The sequence below is a fragment of the Oceanibaculum sp. genome (assembly GCF_022449305.1).
In the GTDB taxonomy this organism is placed as follows: Bacteria; Pseudomonadota; Alphaproteobacteria; order Oceanibaculales; family Oceanibaculaceae; genus Oceanibaculum; species Oceanibaculum indicum.
This window is the reverse complement of sequence record NZ_JAKUSO010000010.1, coordinates 20,397-40,923: the sequence shown is the minus strand read 5'-3', so window position 1 is coordinate 40,923 and position 20,527 is coordinate 20,397. Positions and strand designations below refer to the sequence as shown.

Annotated in this window: 20 protein-coding genes; 11 read left to right on the top strand and 9 right to left on the bottom strand. The window is 65.3% G+C overall.

All coding sequences use genetic code 11. The features are described from left to right. Positions 1-90: 90 nt before the first annotated feature. From MK313_RS05355 to ndk, 5 genes are all read left to right on the top strand, one after another. Positions 91-1,203 carry an acyl-CoA dehydrogenase family protein gene (locus tag MK313_RS05355; protein ID WP_287780397.1) on the top strand — a complete coding sequence of 371 codons (1,113 nt, stop codon included), beginning with the start codon at positions 91-93 and terminating at the stop codon, positions 1,201-1,203. A 143-nt stretch (positions 1,204-1,346) separates the two neighbouring features. Continuing rightward, entirely contained in the window at positions 1,347-1,961 is a 615-nt protein-coding gene (locus tag MK313_RS05350; protein ID WP_008944888.1) for a 2-hydroxychromene-2-carboxylate isomerase, read from the top strand. 10 nt (positions 1,962-1,971) lie between these two features. Beyond that, positions 1,972-3,579: a carboxyl transferase domain-containing protein gene (locus tag MK313_RS05345; RefSeq protein WP_287780374.1), complete on the top strand. Its 1,608-nt coding sequence runs from the start codon at positions 1,972-1,974 to the stop codon at positions 3,577-3,579. A gap of 11 nt (positions 3,580-3,590) precedes the next feature. Continuing rightward, positions 3,591-4,040 (top strand): DNA polymerase III subunit chi, encoded by a 450-nt coding sequence (locus MK313_RS05340; RefSeq protein ID WP_008944890.1) that lies wholly within the window; start codon positions 3,591-3,593, stop codon positions 4,038-4,040. An 80-nt stretch (positions 4,041-4,120) separates the two neighbouring features. Continuing rightward, positions 4,121-4,543, top strand: coding sequence for a nucleoside-diphosphate kinase (ndk, locus tag MK313_RS05335; protein ID WP_008944891.1), 423 nt, complete (start codon positions 4,121-4,123; stop codon positions 4,541-4,543). A 68-nt stretch (positions 4,544-4,611) separates the two neighbouring features. Here ndk and MK313_RS05330 read toward each other — a convergent pair whose 3' ends face one another. Beyond that, complete coding sequence (locus MK313_RS05330; RefSeq protein ID WP_008944892.1) at positions 4,612-4,734, bottom strand: aa3-type cytochrome c oxidase subunit IV; 123 nt, start codon at positions 4,732-4,734, stop codon at positions 4,612-4,614. 340 nt (positions 4,735-5,074) lie between these two features. Between MK313_RS05330 and MK313_RS05325 the strand changes: the two genes are divergently transcribed. Further along, positions 5,075-5,674 (top strand): cold-shock protein, encoded by a 600-nt coding sequence (locus MK313_RS05325; RefSeq protein WP_287780373.1) that lies wholly within the window; start codon positions 5,075-5,077, stop codon positions 5,672-5,674. A 210-nt stretch (positions 5,675-5,884) separates the two neighbouring features. Further along, positions 5,885-7,345, top strand: a complete 1,461-nt coding sequence (gabD, locus tag MK313_RS05320; protein ID WP_287780372.1) for an NADP-dependent succinate-semialdehyde dehydrogenase — start codon at positions 5,885-5,887, stop codon at positions 7,343-7,345. Positions 7,346-7,397: 52 nt separating this feature from the next. Here gabD and MK313_RS05315 read toward each other — a convergent pair whose 3' ends face one another. Together MK313_RS05315 and MK313_RS05310 are read right to left on the bottom strand one after the other, a co-directional pair. Next, positions 7,398-8,096, bottom strand: a complete 699-nt coding sequence (locus MK313_RS05315; protein ID WP_287780371.1) for a response regulator transcription factor — start codon at positions 8,094-8,096, stop codon at positions 7,398-7,400. 63 nt (positions 8,097-8,159) lie between these two features. Next, a complete protein-coding gene (locus MK313_RS05310; RefSeq protein WP_287780370.1) occupies positions 8,160-9,641 on the bottom strand; it encodes a sensor histidine kinase in 1,482 nt (493 codons plus the stop codon). A 137-nt stretch (positions 9,642-9,778) separates the two neighbouring features. Between MK313_RS05310 and MK313_RS05305 the strand changes: the two genes are divergently transcribed. Further along, a complete protein-coding gene (locus tag MK313_RS05305) occupies positions 9,779-11,206 on the top strand; it encodes a phenylacetate--CoA ligase family protein (protein ID WP_287780369.1) in 1,428 nt (475 codons plus the stop codon). Here the strand turns inward: MK313_RS05305 and MK313_RS05300 are convergent. The 5 genes from MK313_RS05300 to MK313_RS05280 all read right to left on the bottom strand — a co-directional run bounded on the left by MK313_RS05300 (position 11,178) and on the right by MK313_RS05280 (position 15,772). Further along, the gene (locus MK313_RS05300; RefSeq protein ID WP_287780368.1) at positions 11,178-12,455 is read right to left on the bottom strand and encodes a TRAP transporter large permease; all 1,278 of its coding nucleotides are present in this window, start codon (positions 12,453-12,455) and stop codon (positions 11,178-11,180) included. The genes MK313_RS05305 and MK313_RS05300 overlap by 29 nt on opposite strands. Before the next feature lies 1 nt (position 12,456). Next, complete coding sequence (locus tag MK313_RS05295) at positions 12,457-12,972, bottom strand: TRAP transporter small permease (RefSeq protein WP_287780367.1); 516 nt, start codon at positions 12,970-12,972, stop codon at positions 12,457-12,459. A 104-nt stretch (positions 12,973-13,076) separates the two neighbouring features. Next, complete coding sequence (locus MK313_RS05290) at positions 13,077-14,072, bottom strand: TRAP transporter substrate-binding protein (protein ID WP_287780366.1); 996 nt, start codon at positions 14,070-14,072, stop codon at positions 13,077-13,079. 75 nt (positions 14,073-14,147) lie between these two features. Continuing rightward, positions 14,148-15,044 (bottom strand): amidohydrolase family protein, encoded by an 897-nt coding sequence (locus tag MK313_RS05285; RefSeq protein WP_287780365.1) that lies wholly within the window; start codon positions 15,042-15,044, stop codon positions 14,148-14,150. Beyond that, positions 15,041-15,772 (bottom strand): FadR/GntR family transcriptional regulator, encoded by a 732-nt coding sequence (locus MK313_RS05280; RefSeq protein WP_008945342.1) that lies wholly within the window; start codon positions 15,770-15,772, stop codon positions 15,041-15,043. The genes MK313_RS05285 and MK313_RS05280 overlap by 4 nt, the downstream gene beginning before the upstream one ends. A gap of 143 nt (positions 15,773-15,915) precedes the next feature. On the opposite strand from MK313_RS05280, the gene MK313_RS05275 reads away from it, so the two are divergent. Both MK313_RS05275 and MK313_RS05270 read left to right on the top strand, forming a co-directional pair. Further along, a complete protein-coding gene (locus tag MK313_RS05275; protein WP_287780364.1) occupies positions 15,916-17,607 on the top strand; it encodes a methyl-accepting chemotaxis protein in 1,692 nt (563 codons plus the stop codon). Between the two features lie 154 nt (positions 17,608-17,761). Beyond that, positions 17,762-18,049, top strand: a complete 288-nt coding sequence (locus tag MK313_RS05270) for a Nif11-like leader peptide family RiPP precursor (protein WP_287780363.1) — start codon at positions 17,762-17,764, stop codon at positions 18,047-18,049. A gap of 30 nt (positions 18,050-18,079) precedes the next feature. Here MK313_RS05270 and MK313_RS05265 read toward each other — a convergent pair whose 3' ends face one another. After that, a complete protein-coding gene (locus tag MK313_RS05265) occupies positions 18,080-18,745 on the bottom strand; it encodes a GntR family transcriptional regulator (protein WP_287780362.1) in 666 nt (221 codons plus the stop codon). Between the two features lie 192 nt (positions 18,746-18,937). Here MK313_RS05265 and tcuA point away from each other — a divergent pair, with 192 nt between their 5' ends. Next, entirely contained in the window at positions 18,938-20,428 is a 1,491-nt protein-coding gene (tcuA, locus tag MK313_RS05260; protein WP_287780361.1) for an FAD-dependent tricarballylate dehydrogenase TcuA, read from the top strand. Positions 20,429-20,527: the final 99 nt, after the last annotated feature.

The window sequence follows — 20,527 nt, the reverse complement described above, 5'->3', positions numbered from 1 at the left end:
GCCGGGGCCGCGCATAAGCCGCGCAAATGGGGCAAGTTCGACTGGCAAGACCCGCTGCTGCTGGAAGGCCAGCTCGCCGAGGACGAGCGGATGGTGCGCGACACCGCGCGCCAATACGCGCGCGAGAAGCTGCTGCCCAACGCCGCCCGCTGGGACCGCGAGCATGAATTCCCCGCCGAGGCCGTGGCCGAGATGGGGGCACTTGGCCTGATGGGCATGCTGGTGCCCGAGGAATGGGGCGGGGCGGCGACCGATAATGTCGCCTATGCGCTGGCGCTGGAGGAGGTGGCGGCTGGCGATGGTTCCTGCTCCACCATCATGAGCGTCCACAACTCGGTCGGCTGCATGCCGATCCTGCGTTTCGGCACGCAGGAGCAGAAGCAACGCTTCCTCGGCCCGCTGGCGCGCGGCGAGATGCTGGCCGCCTTCTGCCTGACCGAGCCGCAGGCCGGCAGCGATGCCTCCTCCATCCGCACGCGGGCGCGGCTGGACGGCAATCACTGGGTGCTGAACGGCACCAAGCAATTCATTACCTCGGGCAACCGGGCTGACATCGCCATCGTCTTCGCCGTCACCGACCCGGAGGCTGGCAAGAAGGGCATCTCGGCCTTCATCGTGCCGACGAAGACCGACGGCTACCGGGTCGCCAGCGTGGAGCGGAAGCTGGGCCAGCATGCCTCCGACACCTGCCAGATATTGTTCGAGGAGATGCGCCTGACGCCGGACCTGATGCTGGGCCAGCCGGGCGAGGGCTACCGGATCGCGCTGTCCAATCTGGAGGGCGGTCGCATCGGCATCGCCGCGCAGTCGGTCGGCATGGCGCGCGCGGCCTATGAGGCGGCACTGGCTTACGCGAAGGAACGGCAGAGCTTCGGCAAGCCGATCATCGAGCATCAGGCGGTGGGCTTCCGGCTGGCCGACATGGCGACACAGATCGAGGCAGCACGCCTGCTGGTGCTGAATGCGGCCCAGAAGCGCGATGCCGGGGAGCCCTGCCTGACAGAGGCGGCGATGGCCAAGCTGTTCGCCTCCGAAATGGCGGAGAAGGTCTGCTCCGACGCTATCCAGATTCATGGCGGCTACGGCTATCTGGAGGATTTCCCGGTCGAGCGCATCTACCGCGATGTGCGGGTCTGCCAGATCTATGAGGGCACCTCCGACATCCAGCGGCTGGTGATCTCCCGCGCGCTGGCGGCGGCGTGATGTATTGGTTTCTGTCATGCCCGGACTTGATCCGGGCATCCAGGGGCGGTGCTCTGCCTGCATCGTTTCGGCCCACAGCTCCTGGATTGCCGGGTCAAGCCCGGCAATGACAAAATGAAAAAAGAAAGTCAGGAGGAATCCTAATGTCCGATGCCGCGAAACCGCCGGTCGAATTTTATTTCGACTTCTCCTCGCCCTATGCCTATCTCGCCAGCCTGCGCATCGATGAGGTGGCGAAGCTGTATGAGCGCACGGTTATCTGGAAGCCGGTGCTGCTGGGTGTGGTGTTCAAGACCACCGGCAATGTGCCGCTGCTCGACCAGCCGCTGAAGGGCGATTATGTGAAGCGCGACCTCGCGCGCACCGCCCGCCTGCTGGGCGCGGATTTCCGGCTGCCGTCCAGCTTTCCCTTCGCCGCCGTAGCGCCCTCGCGGCTGTTCTACTGGCTGGCGCAGGATGATCCGGCGCGGGCCAACGCCTATGCCAAGGCGGTGTTCTCGACCGCCTTCCAGGAGGCCGTGGCAGTGAATTCGCCCGATGCCGCTGCCGATGTCGCGGCGAAGCTGGGCATCGACCGGGGCGCGGCGCTGGCCGCCTGCCAGAACCCGGAGATCAAGGAGAAGCTGCGCCTCGCCAATGAGGAGGCGGTGGCCGCCGGCGTTTGCGGCGCGCCCTATTTCATCGTTGATGGCGAGCCGTTCTGGGGCAATGACCGTATGGACCATCTGGAACGCTGGCTGGCGACCGGCGGCTGGTGAGCAAGGCCCTATGACCATCCTGAAGAGCCAGATCAGCCCCCGCAGCGACGCGTTCCGCGAGAATGAGGCGGCGATGCGCGCGCTGGTCGATGACCTGCACGCCAAGGTTCAGCACATCAAGCAGGGCGGCGGCGAGAAGGCACGGGAGCGGCATCTGTCGCGTGGCAAGCTGCTGCCGCGCGACCGGGTGCGTGGGCTGCTGGATGTCGGTTCGCCCTTCCTGGAGCTGTCGCAGTTTGCCGCCTACGGCATGTATGGCGGGGACATCACGGCGGCAGGCATCGTCACCGGCATTGGCCGGGTGTCCGGTCAGGAATGCGTCATCGTCGCCAACGACGCCACGGTGAAGGGCGGCACCTATTACCCGATGACGGTGAAGAAGCATCTGCGCGCGCAGGAAATCGCGCGGGAGAACAACCTGCCCTGCCTCTATCTGGTCGATTCCGGCGGCGCCAACCTGCCGAACCAGGATGAGGTGTTCCCCGACCGCGATCATTTCGGCCGCATCTTCTACAACCAGGCGACCCTGTCCGCCGCCGGCATCCCGCAGATCGCCGTGGTGATGGGCAGCTGCACGGCGGGCGGCGCCTATGTGCCGGCCATGTCGGACGAGAGCATCATCGTGAAGGGGCAGGGGACGATCTTCCTGGGCGGCCCGCCGCTGGTGAAGGCGGCCACCGGCGAGGTGGTGACGGCGGAGGAACTGGGCGGCGCCGATGTGCATTCCCGCACCTCCGGCGTGACCGACCATTACGCTCAGAACGATGCGCATGCGCTGGCCATTGCCCGGCGCATCGTCGGCAATCTGAATCGCGTGAAGCAGCCCAATCTGGCGATGCGCGAACCGCGCGAGCCGCTCTATGACCCCGCCGAGCTCTATGGCGTGGTACCGGCGGATTTGCGCCGGCCCTATGACGTGCGCGAGGTCATTGCCCGCCTCGTCGATGGCAGTGAGTTCGATGAGTTCAAGCAACTCTATGGCGCCACGCTGGTCACGGGCTTCGCGCATCTGTACGGATGTCCGGTCGGCATCGTCGCCAATAACGGCATCCTGTTCTCGGAATCGGCGCAGAAGGGCGCGCATTTCATCGAACTCTGCGCCCAGCGCGGCATCCCCTTGATTTTCCTGCAGAACATCACCGGCTTCATGGTCGGCCGGAAGTATGAGGCCGGCGGCATCGCCAAAGATGGCGCCAAGCTGGTGACGGCGGTTTCCTGCGCCCAGGTGCCGAAGCTGACGATGATCCTGGGTGGCAGCTTCGGTGCCGGCAATTACGGCATGTGCGGCCGCGCCTTCGGCCCGCGCTTCCTGTGGATGTGGCCGAATGCCCGCATCTCCGTCATGGGCGGGGAGCAGGCGGCAAATGTGCTGGCGCAGGTGAAGCGAGATAATTTCGAGGCTGCCGGCACTGACTGGCCGGCCGAGGAGCAGGAAGAATTCATGGCGCCGATCCGACGCCAGTATGAGGAGCAGGGGCACCCGTATTATGCCAGCGCCCGGCTGTGGGACGATGGCATCGTCGATCCGGCGGAGGCACGCACGGTGCTGGGCCTCGGCCTGTCGGCAGCGCTGAACCGCCCCATCGAGCCGACCCGGTTCGGCGTGTTCCGGATGTAGGACGGGAAGCGATGGCAACGATCTGGTTCTATCACCTGCAGCGCAGCGGCCTTGAGGATGAGTTGCCGAAGCTGCTGGAAAAGGTGCAGGAGCGCGGCAAGCGCGCCGTGGTCATGGCCGGCTCGCCGGAGCGTGTCGAGGCGCTGACCCAGCATCTGTGGAGCTATCGCGACGACAGCTTCCTGCCGCATGGCAATGCGAAGGACGGTAACCCTGCAGAACAGCCGATCTGGCTGACCGAGACAGACGAGAATCCGAACGAGGCCGCCTATCTGTTCCTGACCGATGGCGCGGTGTCGGAGAAGCTGGAAGAATATGAGCGCTGCCACGACATGTTCGATGGCCGCGACCAGGAGGCGCTGACGGCGGCGCGGGCGCGCTGGAAGGCGCTGAAGGCGGCCGGGCACGAGCTGGCTTACTGGCGGCAGAAGGAGCAGGGCGGCTGGGAGAAGGCGGCCTGAAGCTGCCTGTTGCCGCAACGCAGCACGCCGGCTATAACCCCGCCACCTGTTCATCCCATAAGCCTTCTGGAGCGACTCACATGGCCACCGAACGCACCCTGTCGATCATCAAGCCGGACGCTACCCGCCGCAACCTGACGGGCAAGATCAATGCCCGTTTCGAGGATAATGGCCTGCGCATCGTCGCGCAGAAGCGCGTGCAGCTGACCAAGGCCCAGGCCGAGGGCTTCTATGCCGTGCACAAGGAGCGTCCGTTCTTCAACGACCTCGTCTCCTTCATGATTTCCGGCCCGGTGGTGGTTCAGGTGCTGGAAGGCGAGAACGCCGTGGTGAAGAACCGCGAGATCATGGGCGCCACCAACCCGGCCAATGCCGCCGATGGCACCATCCGCAAGGATTTCGCCGAATCGATCGAGGCCAACTCGGTGCATGGCTCCGACTCGGCTGAGAACGCGGCCATCGAGATTGCCTATTTCTTCGCGCAGACCGAAATCGTCGGCTGACGCGGACTTCAGGCAAAAAGAAAAGGCCGGGGATTTCCCCGGCCTTTTTTGTTCCTTCCGGCGGTCGTTCAGACCAGGAAGATCGCCATCAGCGCCAGCGAGATGATCACGGCGACGGTCGAATAGGTGAAGAACTTCACGAAGCCGCCGTAGATTTCCTGATGGCGCTTGGTTTCGGTATCCATCGTCATGACGCTGTCTTCCCCTTATTCCCAATGAGGCTGGGTTATCAAACATGGCGGGCGCCCGCCCTGAAATAGCGGTTCCATATAGCCCAACCGCAAAGCCGGAGAAAAGAGAAAATGGCGGATTTCCGGGCGCCCCTCTTGTCTTGTGGAAAACACGGTTAAAATCAGTTGCGGAATTGCGCGGGAAACGCCAATTTCGAGTCATCCTAAAAAGGAAGTATCGCGCGCTCGGACAGGGTCCAGCCAATGAACTTCCAGGCCCGAGGGACAGAGGCATCGCCGGAACAGCGTTGAGGCAGTGGATCGCGGGCCAGCCCCCAACTCCCGAAAAGAGCATGACGAGATGAGTGACTATAATGCCGGTGGCGACGACGCCACCATCACCGGAACGGTGAAGTGGTTCAACGCCGAGAAGGGCTATGGCTTTGTTGCCCCGTCGGACGGTTCCCCCGATGTCTTCCTGCATATCTCCGCGCTGAAGCGGGCCAATCTCGATGATGCGCCACAGGGCTCCACCATCGTCTGCCAGGTGCAGCAGGGCCAGAAGGGGCGTCAGGTCTCCCAGGTCTCCGAGCTGGACACCAGCACGGCGGACCCGGTGGCGCCGCGCCGCTCCTCCAATTTCGGTGACCGCCCGCGCCCGTCTGGCGGTTATGGCGACCGCAACCGGGGCGGCTATGGTGACCGGGACCGCGGCGGTTATGGCGGTGATCGTGGCGGCGACCGGGGCGGTTATGGCGAGCAGCCCCGCAACTTCGGTGACCGTGGCGGCTTTGGCGACCGCGACCGTGGCGGGGACCGCGGCGGTTTTGGCGGCGGTGAGCGGGGTGGCTATGGCGCCCGGGGCGGCTTCGGTGACCGCGGCGGCTTCGGTGACAAGGGTGGCTACAATGATCGCGGCCGTGGCGGCCGTGGGCGTGGCTCGCGCCGCTACGAGGACTGATCGGCCTAACCGGCGAATTCAGGAAAACCCCGGCGTCAGGCCGGGGTTTTCTTTTGCGGGCCTCAGTTTTGGTCCGCCCTCCCTGCATGGCGGATGGGCGCGCTTCGCCCTTAACGGCGGGTTGCATGCGGTCCATACTGCCCCGACCTTAAAGACAGGCGCTGGCCAGAAGCCGGCGCGGTTATCCATTGCGAAGGCAGGAAACATCCCATGAGCACGACCATCCCCCTGAAAGACCCGAAGCTGTTCCGGCAGCAATGCTATATCGACGGTGCCTGGGTCGATGCCGACAAGGGCGACACGCTGAAGGTGACCAATCCGGCGGATAATTCGACGCTGGGCACGGTACCGAAGATGGGCGCCACCGAGACGCGCCGCGCCATCGAGGCGGCGAATGCGGCCTTCCCGGCCTGGCGCGCCAAGACCGCGAAGGAGCGTGCCACCATCCTGCGCAAGCTGTTCGACCTGATGATGGCGAACCAGGACGATCTGGCGGCGCTGATGACGGCGGAGCAGGGCAAGCCGCTGACCGAGGCGAAGGGTGAGGTGGCCTATTCCGCCAGCTTCATCGAATGGTTCGCCGAGGAAGGCAAGCGCGTCTATGGCGACACCATCCCGGGCCACCAGGCCGACAAGCGCATCGTCGTGACCAAGGAGCCTATTGGCGTTGTCGGTGCGATCACGCCCTGGAACTTCCCCTCCGCGATGATTACCCGCAAGGCCGGCCCGGCGCTGGCGGCGGGCTGCACCGTGGTGCTGAAGCCGGCGAGTGCCACCCCCTATTCGGCGCTGGCCCTGGCGGAGCTGGCGGAGCGTGCCGGCGTGCCGAAGGGCGTGTTCAACGTTGTCACCGGCTCGGCCTCCGGCATCGGCGGTGAGCTGACCAGCAACCCCATCGTGCGCAAGATCACCTTCACCGGCTCCACCGAGATCGGCAAGGTGCTGCTGGAACAGTGCGCCGCGACGGTGAAGAAGGCTTCGATGGAACTGGGCGGCAACGCGCCCTTCATCGTGTTCGACGATGCCGACCTGGATGCGGCGGTGGAAGGGGCGATTGCCTCCAAGTACCGCAATGCCGGCCAGACCTGCGTGTGTGCCAACCGCCTGCTGGTGCAGGACGGCGTCTACGACGCCTTCGCCGCCAAGCTGGCCGAGGCGGTCAACAAGCTGAAGGTCGGCAACGGCTTCGAGGCCGGTGTCGTTCAGGGGCCGCTGATCGACATGGCCGCCGTGGAGAAGGTGGAGGAGCATATTGCCGATGCGCTCGGCAAGGGTGCCAAGGTGGTGGTCGGCGGCAGCCGGCACGCGCTGGGCGGCAGCTTCTTCCAGCCGACCGTGCTGGCCAATGTCACCACTGACATGAAGGTGACCCGCGAGGAGACTTTCGGCCCGGTCGCCCCGCTGTTCCGCTTCAAGACGGAGGAGGAGGCGATCAGGATGGCGAACGATACCGAGTTCGGCCTCGCCTCCTACTTCTACAGCCGCGACCTCAGCCGTGTCTGGCGGGTCTCGGAAGGGTTGGAATACGGCATCGTCGGCATCAATACCGGCATCATCTCGACCGAGGTTGCGCCGTTCGGTGGCGTTAAGGAATCCGGCCTTGGCCGCGAAGGCTCGAAGTACGGCATCGATGATTATCTGGAGATGAAGTATCTCTGCATGGGCATCTGAGCCTCGCAGAGGATGCATTCAGGGCGGCGATCCTTCGGGGTCGCCGCCTTTTTTATTGCTGGCCGTCGCCGTCCGGCTGGGTGGTGAACATATAGCCGCGGCCATAGACCATGCGGATGGGCGCCTTTGCCCCGGTCGCGCTTTCCACCTTGCGCCGCAGGCGGCGGACGATGGCGTCCAGGTTGCGCTCGTTGGCGGCCGCACCAGGACGGCTGACCGCCTCCAGCAGTGTTTCGCGGGGGCAGATATTTCCCTTGGCGGCGACCAGTGCCGCCATGAAGGCCATCTCGGTCGCGGTCAGGGAAACGGACATCTCGTTCGGTGCGGTCAGATACCAGCCGGACGGGTCGAGGCGCCAGTTGCCATCGGCAGTGCTGCCCTGGCCCTTGCGGTCCAGCCGCCGCAGCAGGCTGCGCACGGTCGCGGCGATCTCGGTCAGGCTGGTGTGCTTGACCAGATAGGCGTCGGCGCCGCTGTCCAGGCCTTCGACGCGCATTTCCGCTTCGCTGTGCGCGGTCAGCATCAGGATGCCGCAGTCAGACCGTGCGCGTGCCTGTCGTGCCAGATCGAGGCCATTGCCGTCCGGCAGGCCGATATCGAGGATCAGGATATCCGGCTCGCGCGTGGCAAAGGCGGTCTCGAACGACTTCGCGCCGGCGACTCCTGTCGCGTCATAGCCGCAGATGGTGAGATAATCGACGAGGTCAGCCCGTAGCGAAGGTTCGTCCTCGACGACGAGAATATGGGTCATCAGCAATTCTGCGTCTTATTTTCACACTTTCTTCTTAACCATAACGTGATGCGGAAACCCGCTTCAACCACCCGTAGCAGATGGCAGGTCTGTGTCAGCCCCGGGCACTCCGGCTTCGGGCACTCCGGCCTCGGGCTGGGCAATCGGCAGGCTGACCTCGATCATGGTGCCCTGGCCGTCCTTGCTGTCGATCCGCATCGTGCCGTCATGCAGCTCGACAATGCGCATTGCCGTGTGCAGGCCAAGCCCGGTGCCACCGCGGCCGCTGGTATTGGAGGCACGGAAGAAGCGCTGGCCGATATGCTCGCGCTCCGCCGCCGGAATGCCGATGCCCTGGTCGGCAATCGTCGCCACGGCCCGGTCGCCCTCGCGCCGCAGCGCAAACTGGACAGGCTTGTCAGCCGGCGAATATTTCAGCGCATTGTCCAGCAGATTGACGAACAGCGTCGAGATCATCGCCGTATCGCCGATCATCGGCAGCGCGTCCGGGGCGGCGGTAAGGCGGATGCGCGTCTCCTGCCCGGTGCTGGCGAAATAATTCACGGCTTCCCGGGAAAGGTCTCCCAGTTCCAGCGGTTCCTTCTGAACGATGCTTTCCTCCACGCGCTCCGTCGCCAGGAAAGTCTGGATCAGCAGGCGCTGCCGGCGGACCGCTTCCTGGATTACGCGCAGCCGCTCGGCCACGGCGGCAGGCGGGGCCGTTATCAGAACCCCGATCATTTCCGTCGCCCGTTCGATGATGGCAAGCGGGGTGCGGAACTCGTGGCCGACCAGATGCAGCAGATGCTGCTGCTGCTGGCGCAGGTCGCTCTCCTTCGCGAAGCTGGCCGACAGATCTTCCTGAAGCTGCTGACGGATGCCGATCTCGGCCGTCAGTTCCCGGTTCTTGCGCGCCAGGTCGGCGGCGGTGCGCGCCATCACCAGCCCGACCAGACCGATGAACAGGAAGGTCATGAAGACGTTGGTTTCCAGGAACAGCAGGGCATGCAGCGGATGGTTCGCGACCATCTCCACCTGGCCCGGCGTCAGGAACAGCACGATGCCGCGCCCGACCAGCAAGCTGCTGTGGATGAGGATCAGCACGATCAGTATCCAGCGCAGGGGGCGGGGATAATCATCGTCCTGCCAGAGCAGCCAGGCCATGCACAGGAAGGCCGATGCCAGGACGAAACCGGAGATCAGCACGCGGAGCGAGATATTGCCGGGGTCCAGATAGACATACAGCGGAAACACCAGCAGGAAGGTCACGGCAAAGATCACGTCCAGCCAGCGCGGGCGCCGCTTGCCGAAGAAACGGTAGAGCCCGCCCGTGAGAATAAGGTGGCCGGAGGCAACCAGAAGATTGCCAAGGGTGATGCTGTACAGGTCGGCGATCATGCCGCGGGCCGAGAGCAGCGCCATCCCGACGGCAAAGATGATGAAGGCGGTGCCATAGGCCCGCAGGCCCGGTATGGCGGGCTGCGTGCGATGCAGCACGAAGAAGCCGACGCCCTGGAGCGTGGCAACCACCAGAATGACAACCAGAATGGTCCAGACGTCGAGCATGGCCAGCCGGTATCTTTCTGCTGCGGATTACGGATGCACCTTGTTCCGGTTTAGGCCGGCAGCGCGCTGGCCTCAACAGCTTAGTTTTCCGGAAGCTGTTTATGGCCCGATATGCTGTCAGCCGGTATCCTTACGCGATGAGCCAGACGACGACCAATCCCCCAGCAGAAGGCGACCTGCCAGCCGGTGAGTTGCCAGCCGCCGCCACGCGCATCCTCAATCTCGCCGCGCAGCTCGATGCGTTCGAGCGGTTACCGGCAGCGGAACAGGAACGACGGCAGGCGAACAGCCTGCGTGCCCTGCTGCGCCATGCGCGCGATTTCTCGCCCTTCTGGCGCGACCGGCTGGCCGCCGCTGCTATCGACCCGGACCGGCCTCTGCGCGAGGGCGAGCCTGTTCCTGAGCTGATCCGCGATCTGCCGGTCCTGACCCGCGCCGAACTGCAGGAACAGGGAGTAGCCTTGCGGGCGCGCGCGCCCTGGATGGCGGAGGAGGGGATATCCGTCGCGCGGACATCGGGATCGACCGGCACACCGGTTGCGGTCGAACGCTACCTGCCGATGCACCGGCCGCTCTATACCGCGCTGGGCTTTCTCGATAATCGCTGGCATGGCCGCGACAGCAGGCGTCCCATCGCCAACGTCCGGGATGGTCCCGATGCGGTGCTGCCGGTCTGGGGGCCGCTCTACGACGCGCTTGGGCATCGCGGAACCGCGCATTGCCGCAACATGATCGAGCACGCGCCGGAGGATATCCTGGCCTGGCTGGCCGGACTGGACGTGCCCTATATGGTGACATCGCCAGTGCTGGCATCGCGACTGGCCGAGCTTTCCCTGGCGGGCGGCCCCCGGCCGGTCGGGCTGGAGCAGCTCATCACCTTCGGCGAGACGGTGACGCCGGAGATCCGCGCGCGGGTGCGCGCCGCCTTTGGCGCCCGAATCACTGACCGCTATTCCTGCGAGGAGGTTGGCTGGATCGCCTTCCAGTGCCCAGTACATGAACAGCGATATCACGCGCTGAGCGCGTCGGTGCTGGTGGAAATCCTCGACGATGCCGGGCGGCCCTGTCCGCCAGGCCAGCCGGGCCGGGTGCTGCTGACGGCGCTGCACGGCCTCGCCATGCCGCTCATCCGCTATGAGATTGGCGACTATGCCGAATGGGCGGACAGCGCGGGTACCTGCGCCTGCGGGCGGACGCTGCCGGTGATCGGCGCGCTGCACGGGCGTGAACGCAGCTTCATCCGCCTGCCGGATGGCACGCTGCGGCTGGCCCGGCTGACCGGCGAATACTGGCGGGCCATTGCCCCGGTGCGTGATTACCGCGTGGTGCAATATTCCGACGGCCAGATCGAGGCCTTCGTGGAGGCGGAGCGGGCACTGGCCCCGGAGGAAACAGAATCCCTCCGGGCCATGCTTGCAAAGGTGCTGGGGCACCCGGTGCCCGCCATCATCACCCAGACCGTGCGGATCGACTGGGGCCACCGCTGGAAGCGGCAGGACATCGCCCGGATCGACACTCCGCGCGGGGCCGCCGGCGCTACAGCAGCGACTGCAGCGCCAGGCTGACCGCCGGGATATAGGTGACCGCGAGCAGTACCAGCACCATGATCGCGATCATCGGACCCATCGCCTTGGAGATGTCCCAGATCCCGACCTTGCTGACGGCGGCGCCGACGAACAGCGCGTAGCCGAAGGGCGGGGTCGCCATGCCGACAGTCAGGTTGGTGGTCACCATGGCGCCCAGATGGATCGGGTCCATGCCGAGATCGTTGCCGGCGGTGATCAGCACGCCGCCCAGGATGACCATGGCAGCGACATTGTCCATGACCGCGCCGATCAGCAGCAGCATCGCGTTGATGGTCAGCAGCACCAGCCAGTTATGGTCGGAGATTTCGGTCAGCAGCGACGCGATCTTCGGCGGCAGCTGTTCGAAGGCGACCAGCCAGCCGAAGCCGGCGGCGGCGGTGATGATGAACATGACGATGGCGGTGGTGCGCAGCGCGCCCAGCGTGATGCGCGGCAGGTCGGCCAGCTTCACCTCGCGATGGACGAACATGCCGACGACCAGCGCGTAGAAGGCGCCGACCACGGCGGCCTCGGTCGGGGTGAAGATGCCGCCATAGATGCCACCCAGGATGATGACCGGGCCGCCCAAGGCCCATTTGCCGTCCCAGAAGGCGTGCGCCATCTCGCGGCCGGTGGCGCGGCTCTCGCGCGGGATGGCATGGCGGCGGGCATAGAACCAGGACACCAGCATCAGCCCGACGGCCAGCAAAATGCCGGGGACAAGGCCCGACAGGAACAGCCGGGCAATCGATTCCTCGGCGATCACGCCCCAGATGACGAAGGGGATGGAGGGCGGAATCAGCGGCCCGATGATGCCGGCGGAGACCGCCAGCGCGGTGGCGAAGGCACGATCATAGCCGCGCTTCTCCATCTCCGGGATCATGATGGTGCCGATGGCCGCCGTGGTCGCCGGGGCGGAGCCGGAAATCGCCGCGAAGAACAGCGCGGCGATGACCGCAACCATGCCCAGCCCGCCGGTGACATGGCGTACCAGCGCATTGGCAACGGCGACCAGCCGCCGCGACAGGCCGCCGGCGGTCATCAGGTCGCCGGCCAGCACGAAGAAGGGAATGGCCAGCAGGCTGAAGGATTGCGAGCCGGAAATCATCTTCTGGGCGAGCGCGATCACCTCGATGTCGGAGGCGAGGAGGGCGCCCAGCGTGGCGATTCCCAGCGCGAAGGCGAAGGGCACGCCGAGCAGCAGCATGCCGGCAAAGCCGGCACTCAGGATCCAGGCAGCTTCTGACATGTCAGCCGGCCTCGCTGAGGGTGGCGGGTTCTGGCAGGAAGGAGGTGGCGATCTTGGCCAGGGCATGCAGCGCAACCAGCAAGCCACAGACTGGCGCGGCCAGGTGCAGCGCTTCGATGGGATAGGCAATGGCGGCGGAGGTCTGGCCCACCGTCTCGGCCACATAGCTGTAGCCGCCATCGGCCAGCATCACACCAAAGCCCAGAATACCCAGCAGGATCAGCCGTTCCAGCCAGCGCTGCTGCGCGGGCTTCAGCAGGTCGGGCAGCAGCGTGAGGCGGACATGGAAGCCTTCACGCACCCCCAGGCTGCCGATCAGCAGCACGACCCAGGTGAACAGCAGCAGCGACAGTTCCTCGCTCCAGCTGAGCGCGACATTGAAGAAATAGCGCGCCGTCACCTGGGCGACGAGGACGGCCAGCATGGTCAGCGTCATGGCGACCGAGACATAGCCGGTGAGGCGCCCCGCCAGGGCGCTCAGCCCGTCCAGCAGGCGAATCGGAAGGGGGATGTTCATGGGTGACGTTCCTAAAGCCGTATAGAGCAACGAGCGTGCGGGTTTCCCCGCACGCTCGCAACCGCCATTTCAGCAGGCTGTCAGGCGACGCTTACTGGACGGCCTTACTGGACGGCTTTCAGGGCGGCATCCATCAGGTCGTTGCCGATCGGGCGGCGGAACTTGTCATAGACCGGCTTCACCGACTCGCGGAAAGCAGCCGGGTTGCTGATCTTGTTCACCTTCATGCCCTTGGATTCGAGATCGGCCAGCAGCTCCTTCACATTGGCATAGGCTGCCTCACGCTGCGCCGCCGTCGCCGCCTTGGCGGCCTCGCGCACCGCCTTGCGCTGGTCTTCCGGCAGGCGGTCGAAATTGCGCTTGGAGACCAGCAGCTCGATGACCGAATAGGTGTGGTTGGTCAGCGACAGGAACTTGGTCACCTCGTTGTACTTGTTCGAGCTGATGACCGCGACCGGGATTTCCAGCCCGTCGATGGTGCCCTGCTGCACGGCGGTGAAGGTCTCGCCCCAGGCCATCGGCACGGCGCTACCGCCCAGCGAGGAGAACATGTCGATATAGACCGGGTTCTGCATGACGCGGTACTTCACGCCGCCAACATCCTTCGGCTCGACGACCGGACGGACATTGTTGATCATGTTGCGGAAGCCGCCTTCCATGAAGCCCAGCACATAGAGCCCCTTGGATTCCAGTTCCTTGCCAAGGCGCTGGCCGACATCGCCGTCCAGCACCTTGTGGGCCTGCTCCTCGCTGGAGAACAGGAAGGGCAGGTCGTTCAGCTGGAAGGCCGGGGCGACGTTGGCGACCACGGCATTGGTGATGATCCCGGCGTCGATGGTGCCGAAGCGCATGCCTTCGACCATGTCCTTCTCGTCGCCGAGCTGACGGTTCGGGTAGAGCTGGACCTCGATCTTGCCGCCGGTGCGCTTCTCGACCTCTTCCTTGAAGGCGCGGGCGCCGATGGCATAGGGGTCCTTGGCACCGTCGGAGGTGGTCCAGCCCAGCTTCATGACGGTCTGGGCCATGGCTGGGCCGGTGATGCCGATGGCGGCGACCGCCACGGCAAGCGACAGGGTTTTCAGTTTCAGTGCGATGGTCATGATGTCGATTCTCCCGATGATCCTGTAAGGGTGGAGGGGGATGGGCGCTTCGGCCCGTTCTTGGTTCTTCAGCTGTTAGTTCTTCAGCGGCGGGAAGTCGTAGAGCGCCGCCGGGTTGTCGACCAGGATGCGCTGGCGCGTTGCCGCGTCGGGCACCCAGTCGGCGAGCATGTCGACGAGATCGCCGTCGTTCGGCATCTCCGTCTTGATCGAGGGGTGCGGCCAGTCGGTGCCCCAGACCATACGGTCCGGGCGCCGGGCGACCAGCGTGCGCGCGACCTGCGTCACATCGTCGAAAGGCACAGCCTTGCGCGCGGTGATGCGATAGGGGCCGGACAGCTTCACCCAGCAGCGCCCGCCATCCAGCAGTCGCAGCAGCGCGGCGAAACCGGGGTCGGTCGCCGTCTTGGCGACGTCGCAATGGCCCATATGGTCGATGACGACCGGCGTCGGGAAGTCGACCAACTCCTCGTCCAGCCTGGGGTGGTTGGACACGTCAATCAAGAACTGCACATGCCAGCCATAGGGCGCGATACGCTCGGCCAGCGGGCGCGCGGCGGAGATCGGCACGCCGCCCTTAAACAGCACATTCACGCGCACGCCGCGCACGCCGCCTGCATGCAGCGCCTTCAGCTCTGCCTCGGATATGGTCGGCTCCACGACGGCGACGCCGCGCAGCCGTTCCGGATGGGCATGCAGCGCCTCCATCATCGCGTCATTATCGGTGCCATAGACGCTGGGCTGCACCAGCACGCCGCGCTGGACGCCCAGCGTGTCATGCATGGCGAGATATTCGGCCAGCGGCGAATCCGGTGGCGTGTAGCTGCGCGGGGTGGAGTAGGGGAACCGCGCCATCGGGCCGAAGACATGCGCATGGCAGTCGCAGCTGCCCGGCGGCAGGGCCAGTTTCGGCTTGCGGGGCTTCCGGTCCGGCCCCGGGATGGGCGGGGCATCGTCGGTGGCGGCACTCATGTCGATTCCTCCAGATCCTTTTCTGTTTCCAGTCCCAGCCGGCGCATCGCGTTTTCGATATGCCGGCGCATGGCGCGTTCCGCTGCTCTGGAATCGCCGGCCGCGATGGCCTCGAAGACCGCGAGATGTTCGCGCTGCACCTGATCCGGCGTGCCGGGATAACGGGCGGAATTGCTGCGGGCCGCGCGGATCGCCTCGCGCAGGGAGGTGCCGAGGAATTCGGCGAAGCGCAGCAGATAGGCATTGTCGGCTGCCCGCGCGATGGCGGTATGGAAGGCGGTATCCGCATCCACGCCCTCGCGCCCGGCGGCGATGTCCGTCGCCATCGCCTCCAGATGGCCGCGCAGGATGGCGATATCCTCGGGGTCGCGTCGTTCGGCTGCCAGCCCGGCAGCCGCCGATTCGACGATGCTGCGCAGCTCGAACACGGCGCGCAGGTCGGCAATGCCCCCCAGTAGCCCGCATTCGATGCGGAAGGAGCGCGTATTCGGGCTGCTGCTGACGAAGACGCCGCTGCCCTGCCGGGTTTCGACCAGCCCGTCATATTTCAGCATCGACACGGCTTCCCGCACCACGGAACGGCTGACGCCAAACAGTTCTGCCATATCCTTTTCGGTCGGCAGCCGTTCGCCGGGCAGGAACTCGCCGTCGCGGATGCGCTGGGCGAGCACCTCCGCGATCTGGTCGGTCAGCCTTTGCGGCTTGGCGATGGCGTCGAACTTCTGCATGCGCGCAGGTTGTCTGATAACCAGAGCAACGTCAATCGGCTCTCGTCATCAACCGGTTAGCGCTGATTTTGGGGGTACTTAATACTTTTTTTATTTATGTGCGGTATGAGACGGGAGGCTTAACTGAATCCGGGGGATTCACGGTGTCGCTTTTCAAGAACCTGTCCATTTCCGCAAAGCTGGGTGTGATTATCGGCGTTCTGGTGTTGACCATGGCGCTGGGCGTTGGCCTCACTCTGTCCAACATGCATGGCGCGATGCTGGCCGAACGGCTGGCCAAGGTGAAGGCGCTGACGGAAGCCAGCGTGAATGTAGCGCTGGCGCTGCAGAAGCGTGTCGCTGCCGGCGAACTGACCGAGCAGCAGGCAAAGGAGAGCTGGCGCACCACCACCAGCTCGATGGTCTATGAAAAGGTCGAATACCTGTTCGCCTGGACGCTGGAGGGTGACAATGTCGCCCATATCCGTGCCGACATGCAGGGCAAGAATTTGTGGGGGCTGCAGGATTCCAACGGCACCTTCGTGCTGCGCGAAATGCGCCGCGCCGCCGAATCCGGCGCAGGCGGTGGCCGCTTCGACTATCTCTGGCCGAAGACCAAGGATGCCGAACCGATCAACAAGATCAGCTGGGGCATGCTGGTACCGGGCTGGAACATCATGGTTGGCACCGGCGTCTATACCGACGATCTGGATGCTGCCTTCATGGACAAGGCACTGCATGTCGCCGCGCTGATGGGTGTGCTGGTGCTGATCGGCATCGGCATCGCCGTGGTGATCTCCCGTGACGTCAGCCGCTCGATGCGCGGCGTGTCCGGTGTGATGGAGGCGATGGCCGCCGGCGACCTGAGCCGCGCCGTGCCGGACCGCGAGCGCAAGGACGAGATTGGCCGTATTTCCCGTTCGCTGGAGGTGCTGCGCAGCGCCGCTGCCGAGACGGAGCAGCTGCGTGCGGAGCAGGAACGGATGAAAGCTGCCGCCGCGCAGGCCCGCCAGGACGATCTGCGCCGTGTTGCCGACCAGTTCCAGGCAACCATTGAGGGCGTCGTGGTGCAGGTCTCCAGCACATCGCAGGCGGTACGCCAGGGCGCCACGGAAATGGCCAGCGTCTCCTCCCTGACCCGCGATCAGGCACGGCAGGCCACGGGCGCGACGCAGGATGCCGCGAACAATGTGCAGACTGTTGCCGCCGCCGCCGAGGAGCTGACCGTCTCGATCCAGGAGATCGGCCGGCAGACCGGCAATGCCCGCGATATCAGCCAGGAGGCGGTGACCGCCGCGGACCGGTCCTCCACCACCATTCAGGGGCTGGTCAGCGCGGCCGAGGAAATCGGCAATGTGCTGAACCTGATCGCCGACATCGCGGCGCAGACCAACCTGCTGGCGCTGAACGCCACCATCGAGGCGGCGCGTGCCGGCGAGATGGGCAAGGGGTTCGCGGTGGTGGCGTCGGAAGTGAAGAATCTGGCCAGTCAGACCGCCAAGGCGACGGACGAGATCAAGAGCCATATCGACGGCATCCGCGGCGCGGTGGGCGAGGCGGCCGGCGAGATGAGTCATATCCGAGAGATCATCGGCTCGGTCTCGGAATCGGCGACCGCGATCAGCGCGGCCATCGAGGAGCAGTCGGCGGCGACGCAGGAGATCGTGCGCAACGTGCAACAGGTCTCCGCCGGTACGCAGCAGATTTCCGGCAATATCGGCCAGGTCAGCGAGGCCGCCAATCAGGCCGGCACCGTCTCCGAGCGTCTGCTGGGCGCAGCCAACGACCTGTCCACGAACTCGCAGACACTGCAGGCCAAGGTCGCGGAATTCCTTAAATCGCTGCGCGCCGGCTAACCCCTTTCCTCCTGCACCTTACAGGGCGGTCCTCGGGCCGCCCTTTTTCTTTTCCAAAACAAATTGTCAATCGAACCGGGACGCTGGGGAAAGGCGCCCGGCTCATAGTCAGGCAAGGTCCCTGTTACTTGAATATCAAAAGGGGACAAAACCGATGACGGTACAGGCGATGAATGAATTCACGGCGCGGCTCGACGGAGACAAGGCGCTGGCGGCCCGGCTGGGTGAACGGCTGGGCAAGGTTTCGGACGATGGCCAGATGTCGGTCACGACGGCAGCATTCGCACGCGAATGCGGATTTAATGTTACCGAGGAAGACGTCACTCAGCAGGTTGCCGCCGTGCGCGCCGGGAAGGCCGGTGAGTTGTCGGATGGTGAGTTGGAGGCTGTGGCCGGCGGGGTCTGGGGACTCTGGAGCAACGTCCGATTTGGCAGCAAGTAGGGGGCGCCCCGGCCATCAGCCATATGATGGTCAGCGCTGCGGAGACAGCATCCGCAGGCGGATGCGCCGCGCCTCGCGGATATGGTCGCGGGCGATGCGCTCGGCACCTGCCGGATCGCAGCGCTCGATGGCGTCCACGATGGCCCGGTGTTCTCCCTCGGCTTCCTGGCGCCGTCCATCGGCGGCCAGGGTGGTGCCGCGCAACAGGTCGATGGAATCGGCCAGCGCGCTGATCGCGCTCGTCAGATAGCGGTTGTGCGCCGCCTCGCAGAGGGCGGCATGGAAGGCGCGGTTGGTGGCAGCAAGGCTGCGTCCGTCACCGGCGCCGGCGGCTTCGTCCTCGATCAGCTGGCGCAGCGTGTCGATATCGGTCTCGCTGGCGCGTTCCGCCGCGAAGGCCGCCGCAGCACCCTCCAGCACCTCGCGCAGGGCATAGAGTTCCAGCACCTGCTGCTTATCGAACTCGGTGACGATGACGCCCCGCCCGGCGGTGACCGACAGCAGCCCCTCGGCGGTCAGCCGCTGCAGCGCCTCGCGCACCGGGGTGCGGCTGACGCCCAGCTTCTCGGCGATATCGGTTTCGCGCAGCCGCTCGCCGGCCTCCATCTCGCCATCGCGGATTGCCGCGCGCAGCGCGCGATAGACCAGCTCAGCGCGGGAGGCATTGCGGAAATCGTCGGGCTGAAGCAGGCGCATCCGGGCGCTCTCATTCCGTCATCGGTTGCAGGCGAGGAGACAGTGTGCCAAGCGGGGTGCGCATTGTCGACATGCGCATACGAATGTTCGCCATGTGTATGTGGGGCTTGAGCAGTCGCTCCCGCGAAGTATACCTTTGCATACAAAGAGGGCGAAAGCCCGTCCGGAAGAACAGCCAGGAACGGAGCGGACATGTCGGGCGAGTATGATGTCGTGGTCATCGGCGGCGGGAACGCGGCTTTCTGTGCGGCCCTGTCGGCGCAGGAAAACGGTGCCAAAGTGCTGGTGCTGGAGGCCGCACCGAAGGAGGAGGCCGGCGGCAACAGCAGCTTCACGGCCGGTGCGATGCGGGTTGCCTATAATGGCGTCGAGGACCTCTCCAAACTGATGCCCGACCTCACCGAGGAGGAGAAGGCGAACACCGATTTCGGCACCTATACCGAGGATCAGTTCTTCGACGATATGGGCCGGGTCACGCAGTACCGCACCAACCCGGACCTCGCCGAACTGCTGGTGCGGCGCAGCTTCGACACGCTGCTGTGGATGCGCTCCAAGGGCGTGCGCTTCGTGCCGATCTATGGCCGGCAGGCCTTCAAGGTGGATGGCAAGTTCAAGTTCTGGGGCGGGCTGACGGTGGAGGCCTGGGGCGGCGGCCCCGGCCTGGTCGAGGCGCTGACCGACTCCGCCGGCAAGCGCGGCATCGATATCTGGTACGAAAGCCGCGCGGTGTCGCTGATCCATGACGATGACGGCGTGCATGGGGTGAAGGTGAAACGCGGCGGCAAGACAATCCCGGTTTCGTCCAAGGCGGTCGTCATCGCCTCGGGTGGGTTCGAGGCCAATTCGGAATGGCGCACCCGCTATCTGGGTCCGGGCTGGGACCTGGCCAAGGTGCGCGGCAGCCGCTTCAACATGGGCGATGGCATCCGCATGGCGCTGGAGATCGGCGCCCAGCCCTATGGCAACTGGTCGGGCTGCCACGCCGTGGGGTGGGAGCGCAATGCGCCGGAGTTCGGCGATCTCGCGGTCGGCGATGGCTTCCAGAAGCACAGCTACCCGTTCGGCATCATGGTGAACGCGACCGGCCGCCGTTTCGTCGATGAGGGGGCGGATTTCCGGAATTACACATATGCGAAATATGGCCGCGTGATCCTGGAACAGCCGGGCCAGTTCGCCTGGCAGATTTTTGATTCCAAGGTCACGCACCTGCTGCGCGACGAATACCGCATCCGCCAGGTGACCAGGGTGACAGCCAACACGCTGGAGGAGCTGGTCGGCAAGCTGGACGACGTAAATGCCGAGGCGGCGCTGGCGGAGATCAAGGCCTACAACGCGGCGGTCCGGCAGGACATCCCGTTCAACCCGAATGTGAAGGACGGGCGCAGCACCGAGGGGCTGGCGGTGAAGAAATCGAACTGGGCCAATACCATCGACCAGCCGCCTTACGAGGCCTATGCGGTGACCTGCGGCATCACCTTCACCTTCGGCGGGCTGCGCGTCAGCCAGGAGGCCGCGGTGCTGGACATGGAAGGCAAGCCGATCCCCGGCCTGTTCGCGGCGGGCGAGTTGGTGGGCGGGCTGTTCTACTTCAACTATCCCGGCGGCACCGGCCTTACCTCCGGCGCGGTATTCGGCAAGATCGCCGGCGCCTCTGCCGTGAAGGCGGTCCAAAAGGCCGCGTAAAAGCGGGGCAGAAGGAGGGGGCATGGCACACCCCCTCGATCTTCCCTGGCCACCGCGCTAGCCTCTGCCTATATCGGTGAAAACCGGAACAGCGGCTGG

What these genes read in the sequence shown, in the direction of transcription:
- MK313_RS05355 (WP_287780397.1), top strand. Translation starts at nt 91, where the DNA reads ATGGTGCGCGACACCGCGCGCCAATACGCGCGCGAGAAGCTGCTGCCC.
- MK313_RS05350 (WP_008944888.1), top strand. Translation starts at nt 1,347, where the DNA reads ATGTCCGATGCCGCGAAACCGCCGGTCGAATTTTATTTCGACTTCTCC.
- MK313_RS05345 (WP_287780374.1), top strand. Translation starts at nt 1,972, where the DNA reads ATGACCATCCTGAAGAGCCAGATCAGCCCCCGCAGCGACGCGTTCCGC.
- MK313_RS05340 (WP_008944890.1), top strand. Translation starts at nt 3,591, where the DNA reads ATGGCAACGATCTGGTTCTATCACCTGCAGCGCAGCGGCCTTGAGGAT.
- ndk (WP_008944891.1), top strand. Translation starts at nt 4,121, where the DNA reads ATGGCCACCGAACGCACCCTGTCGATCATCAAGCCGGACGCTACCCGC.
- MK313_RS05330 (WP_008944892.1), bottom strand. Translation starts at nt 4,734, where the DNA reads ATGACGATGGATACCGAAACCAAGCGCCATCAGGAAATCTACGGCGGC.
- MK313_RS05325 (WP_287780373.1), top strand. Translation starts at nt 5,075, where the DNA reads ATGAGTGACTATAATGCCGGTGGCGACGACGCCACCATCACCGGAACG.
- gabD (WP_287780372.1), top strand. Translation starts at nt 5,885, where the DNA reads ATGAGCACGACCATCCCCCTGAAAGACCCGAAGCTGTTCCGGCAGCAA.
- MK313_RS05315 (WP_287780371.1), bottom strand. Translation starts at nt 8,096, where the DNA reads ATGACCCATATTCTCGTCGTCGAGGACGAACCTTCGCTACGGGCTGAC.
- MK313_RS05310 (WP_287780370.1), bottom strand. Translation starts at nt 9,641, where the DNA reads ATGCTCGACGTCTGGACCATTCTGGTTGTCATTCTGGTGGTTGCCACG.
- MK313_RS05305 (WP_287780369.1), top strand. Translation starts at nt 9,779, where the DNA reads ATGAGCCAGACGACGACCAATCCCCCAGCAGAAGGCGACCTGCCAGCC.
- MK313_RS05300 (WP_287780368.1), bottom strand. Translation starts at nt 12,455, where the DNA reads ATGTCAGAAGCTGCCTGGATCCTGAGTGCCGGCTTTGCCGGCATGCTG.
- MK313_RS05295 (WP_287780367.1), bottom strand. Translation starts at nt 12,972, where the DNA reads ATGAACATCCCCCTTCCGATTCGCCTGCTGGACGGGCTGAGCGCCCTG.
- MK313_RS05290 (WP_287780366.1), bottom strand. Translation starts at nt 14,072, where the DNA reads ATGACCATCGCACTGAAACTGAAAACCCTGTCGCTTGCCGTGGCGGTC.
- MK313_RS05285 (WP_287780365.1), bottom strand. Translation starts at nt 15,044, where the DNA reads ATGAGTGCCGCCACCGACGATGCCCCGCCCATCCCGGGGCCGGACCGG.
- MK313_RS05280 (WP_008945342.1), bottom strand. Translation starts at nt 15,772, where the DNA reads ATGCAGAAGTTCGACGCCATCGCCAAGCCGCAAAGGCTGACCGACCAG.
- MK313_RS05270 (WP_287780363.1), top strand. Translation starts at nt 17,762, where the DNA reads ATGACGGTACAGGCGATGAATGAATTCACGGCGCGGCTCGACGGAGAC.
- MK313_RS05265 (WP_287780362.1), bottom strand. Translation starts at nt 18,745, where the DNA reads ATGCGCCTGCTTCAGCCCGACGATTTCCGCAATGCCTCCCGCGCTGAG.
- tcuA (WP_287780361.1), top strand. Translation starts at nt 18,938, where the DNA reads ATGTCGGGCGAGTATGATGTCGTGGTCATCGGCGGCGGGAACGCGGCT.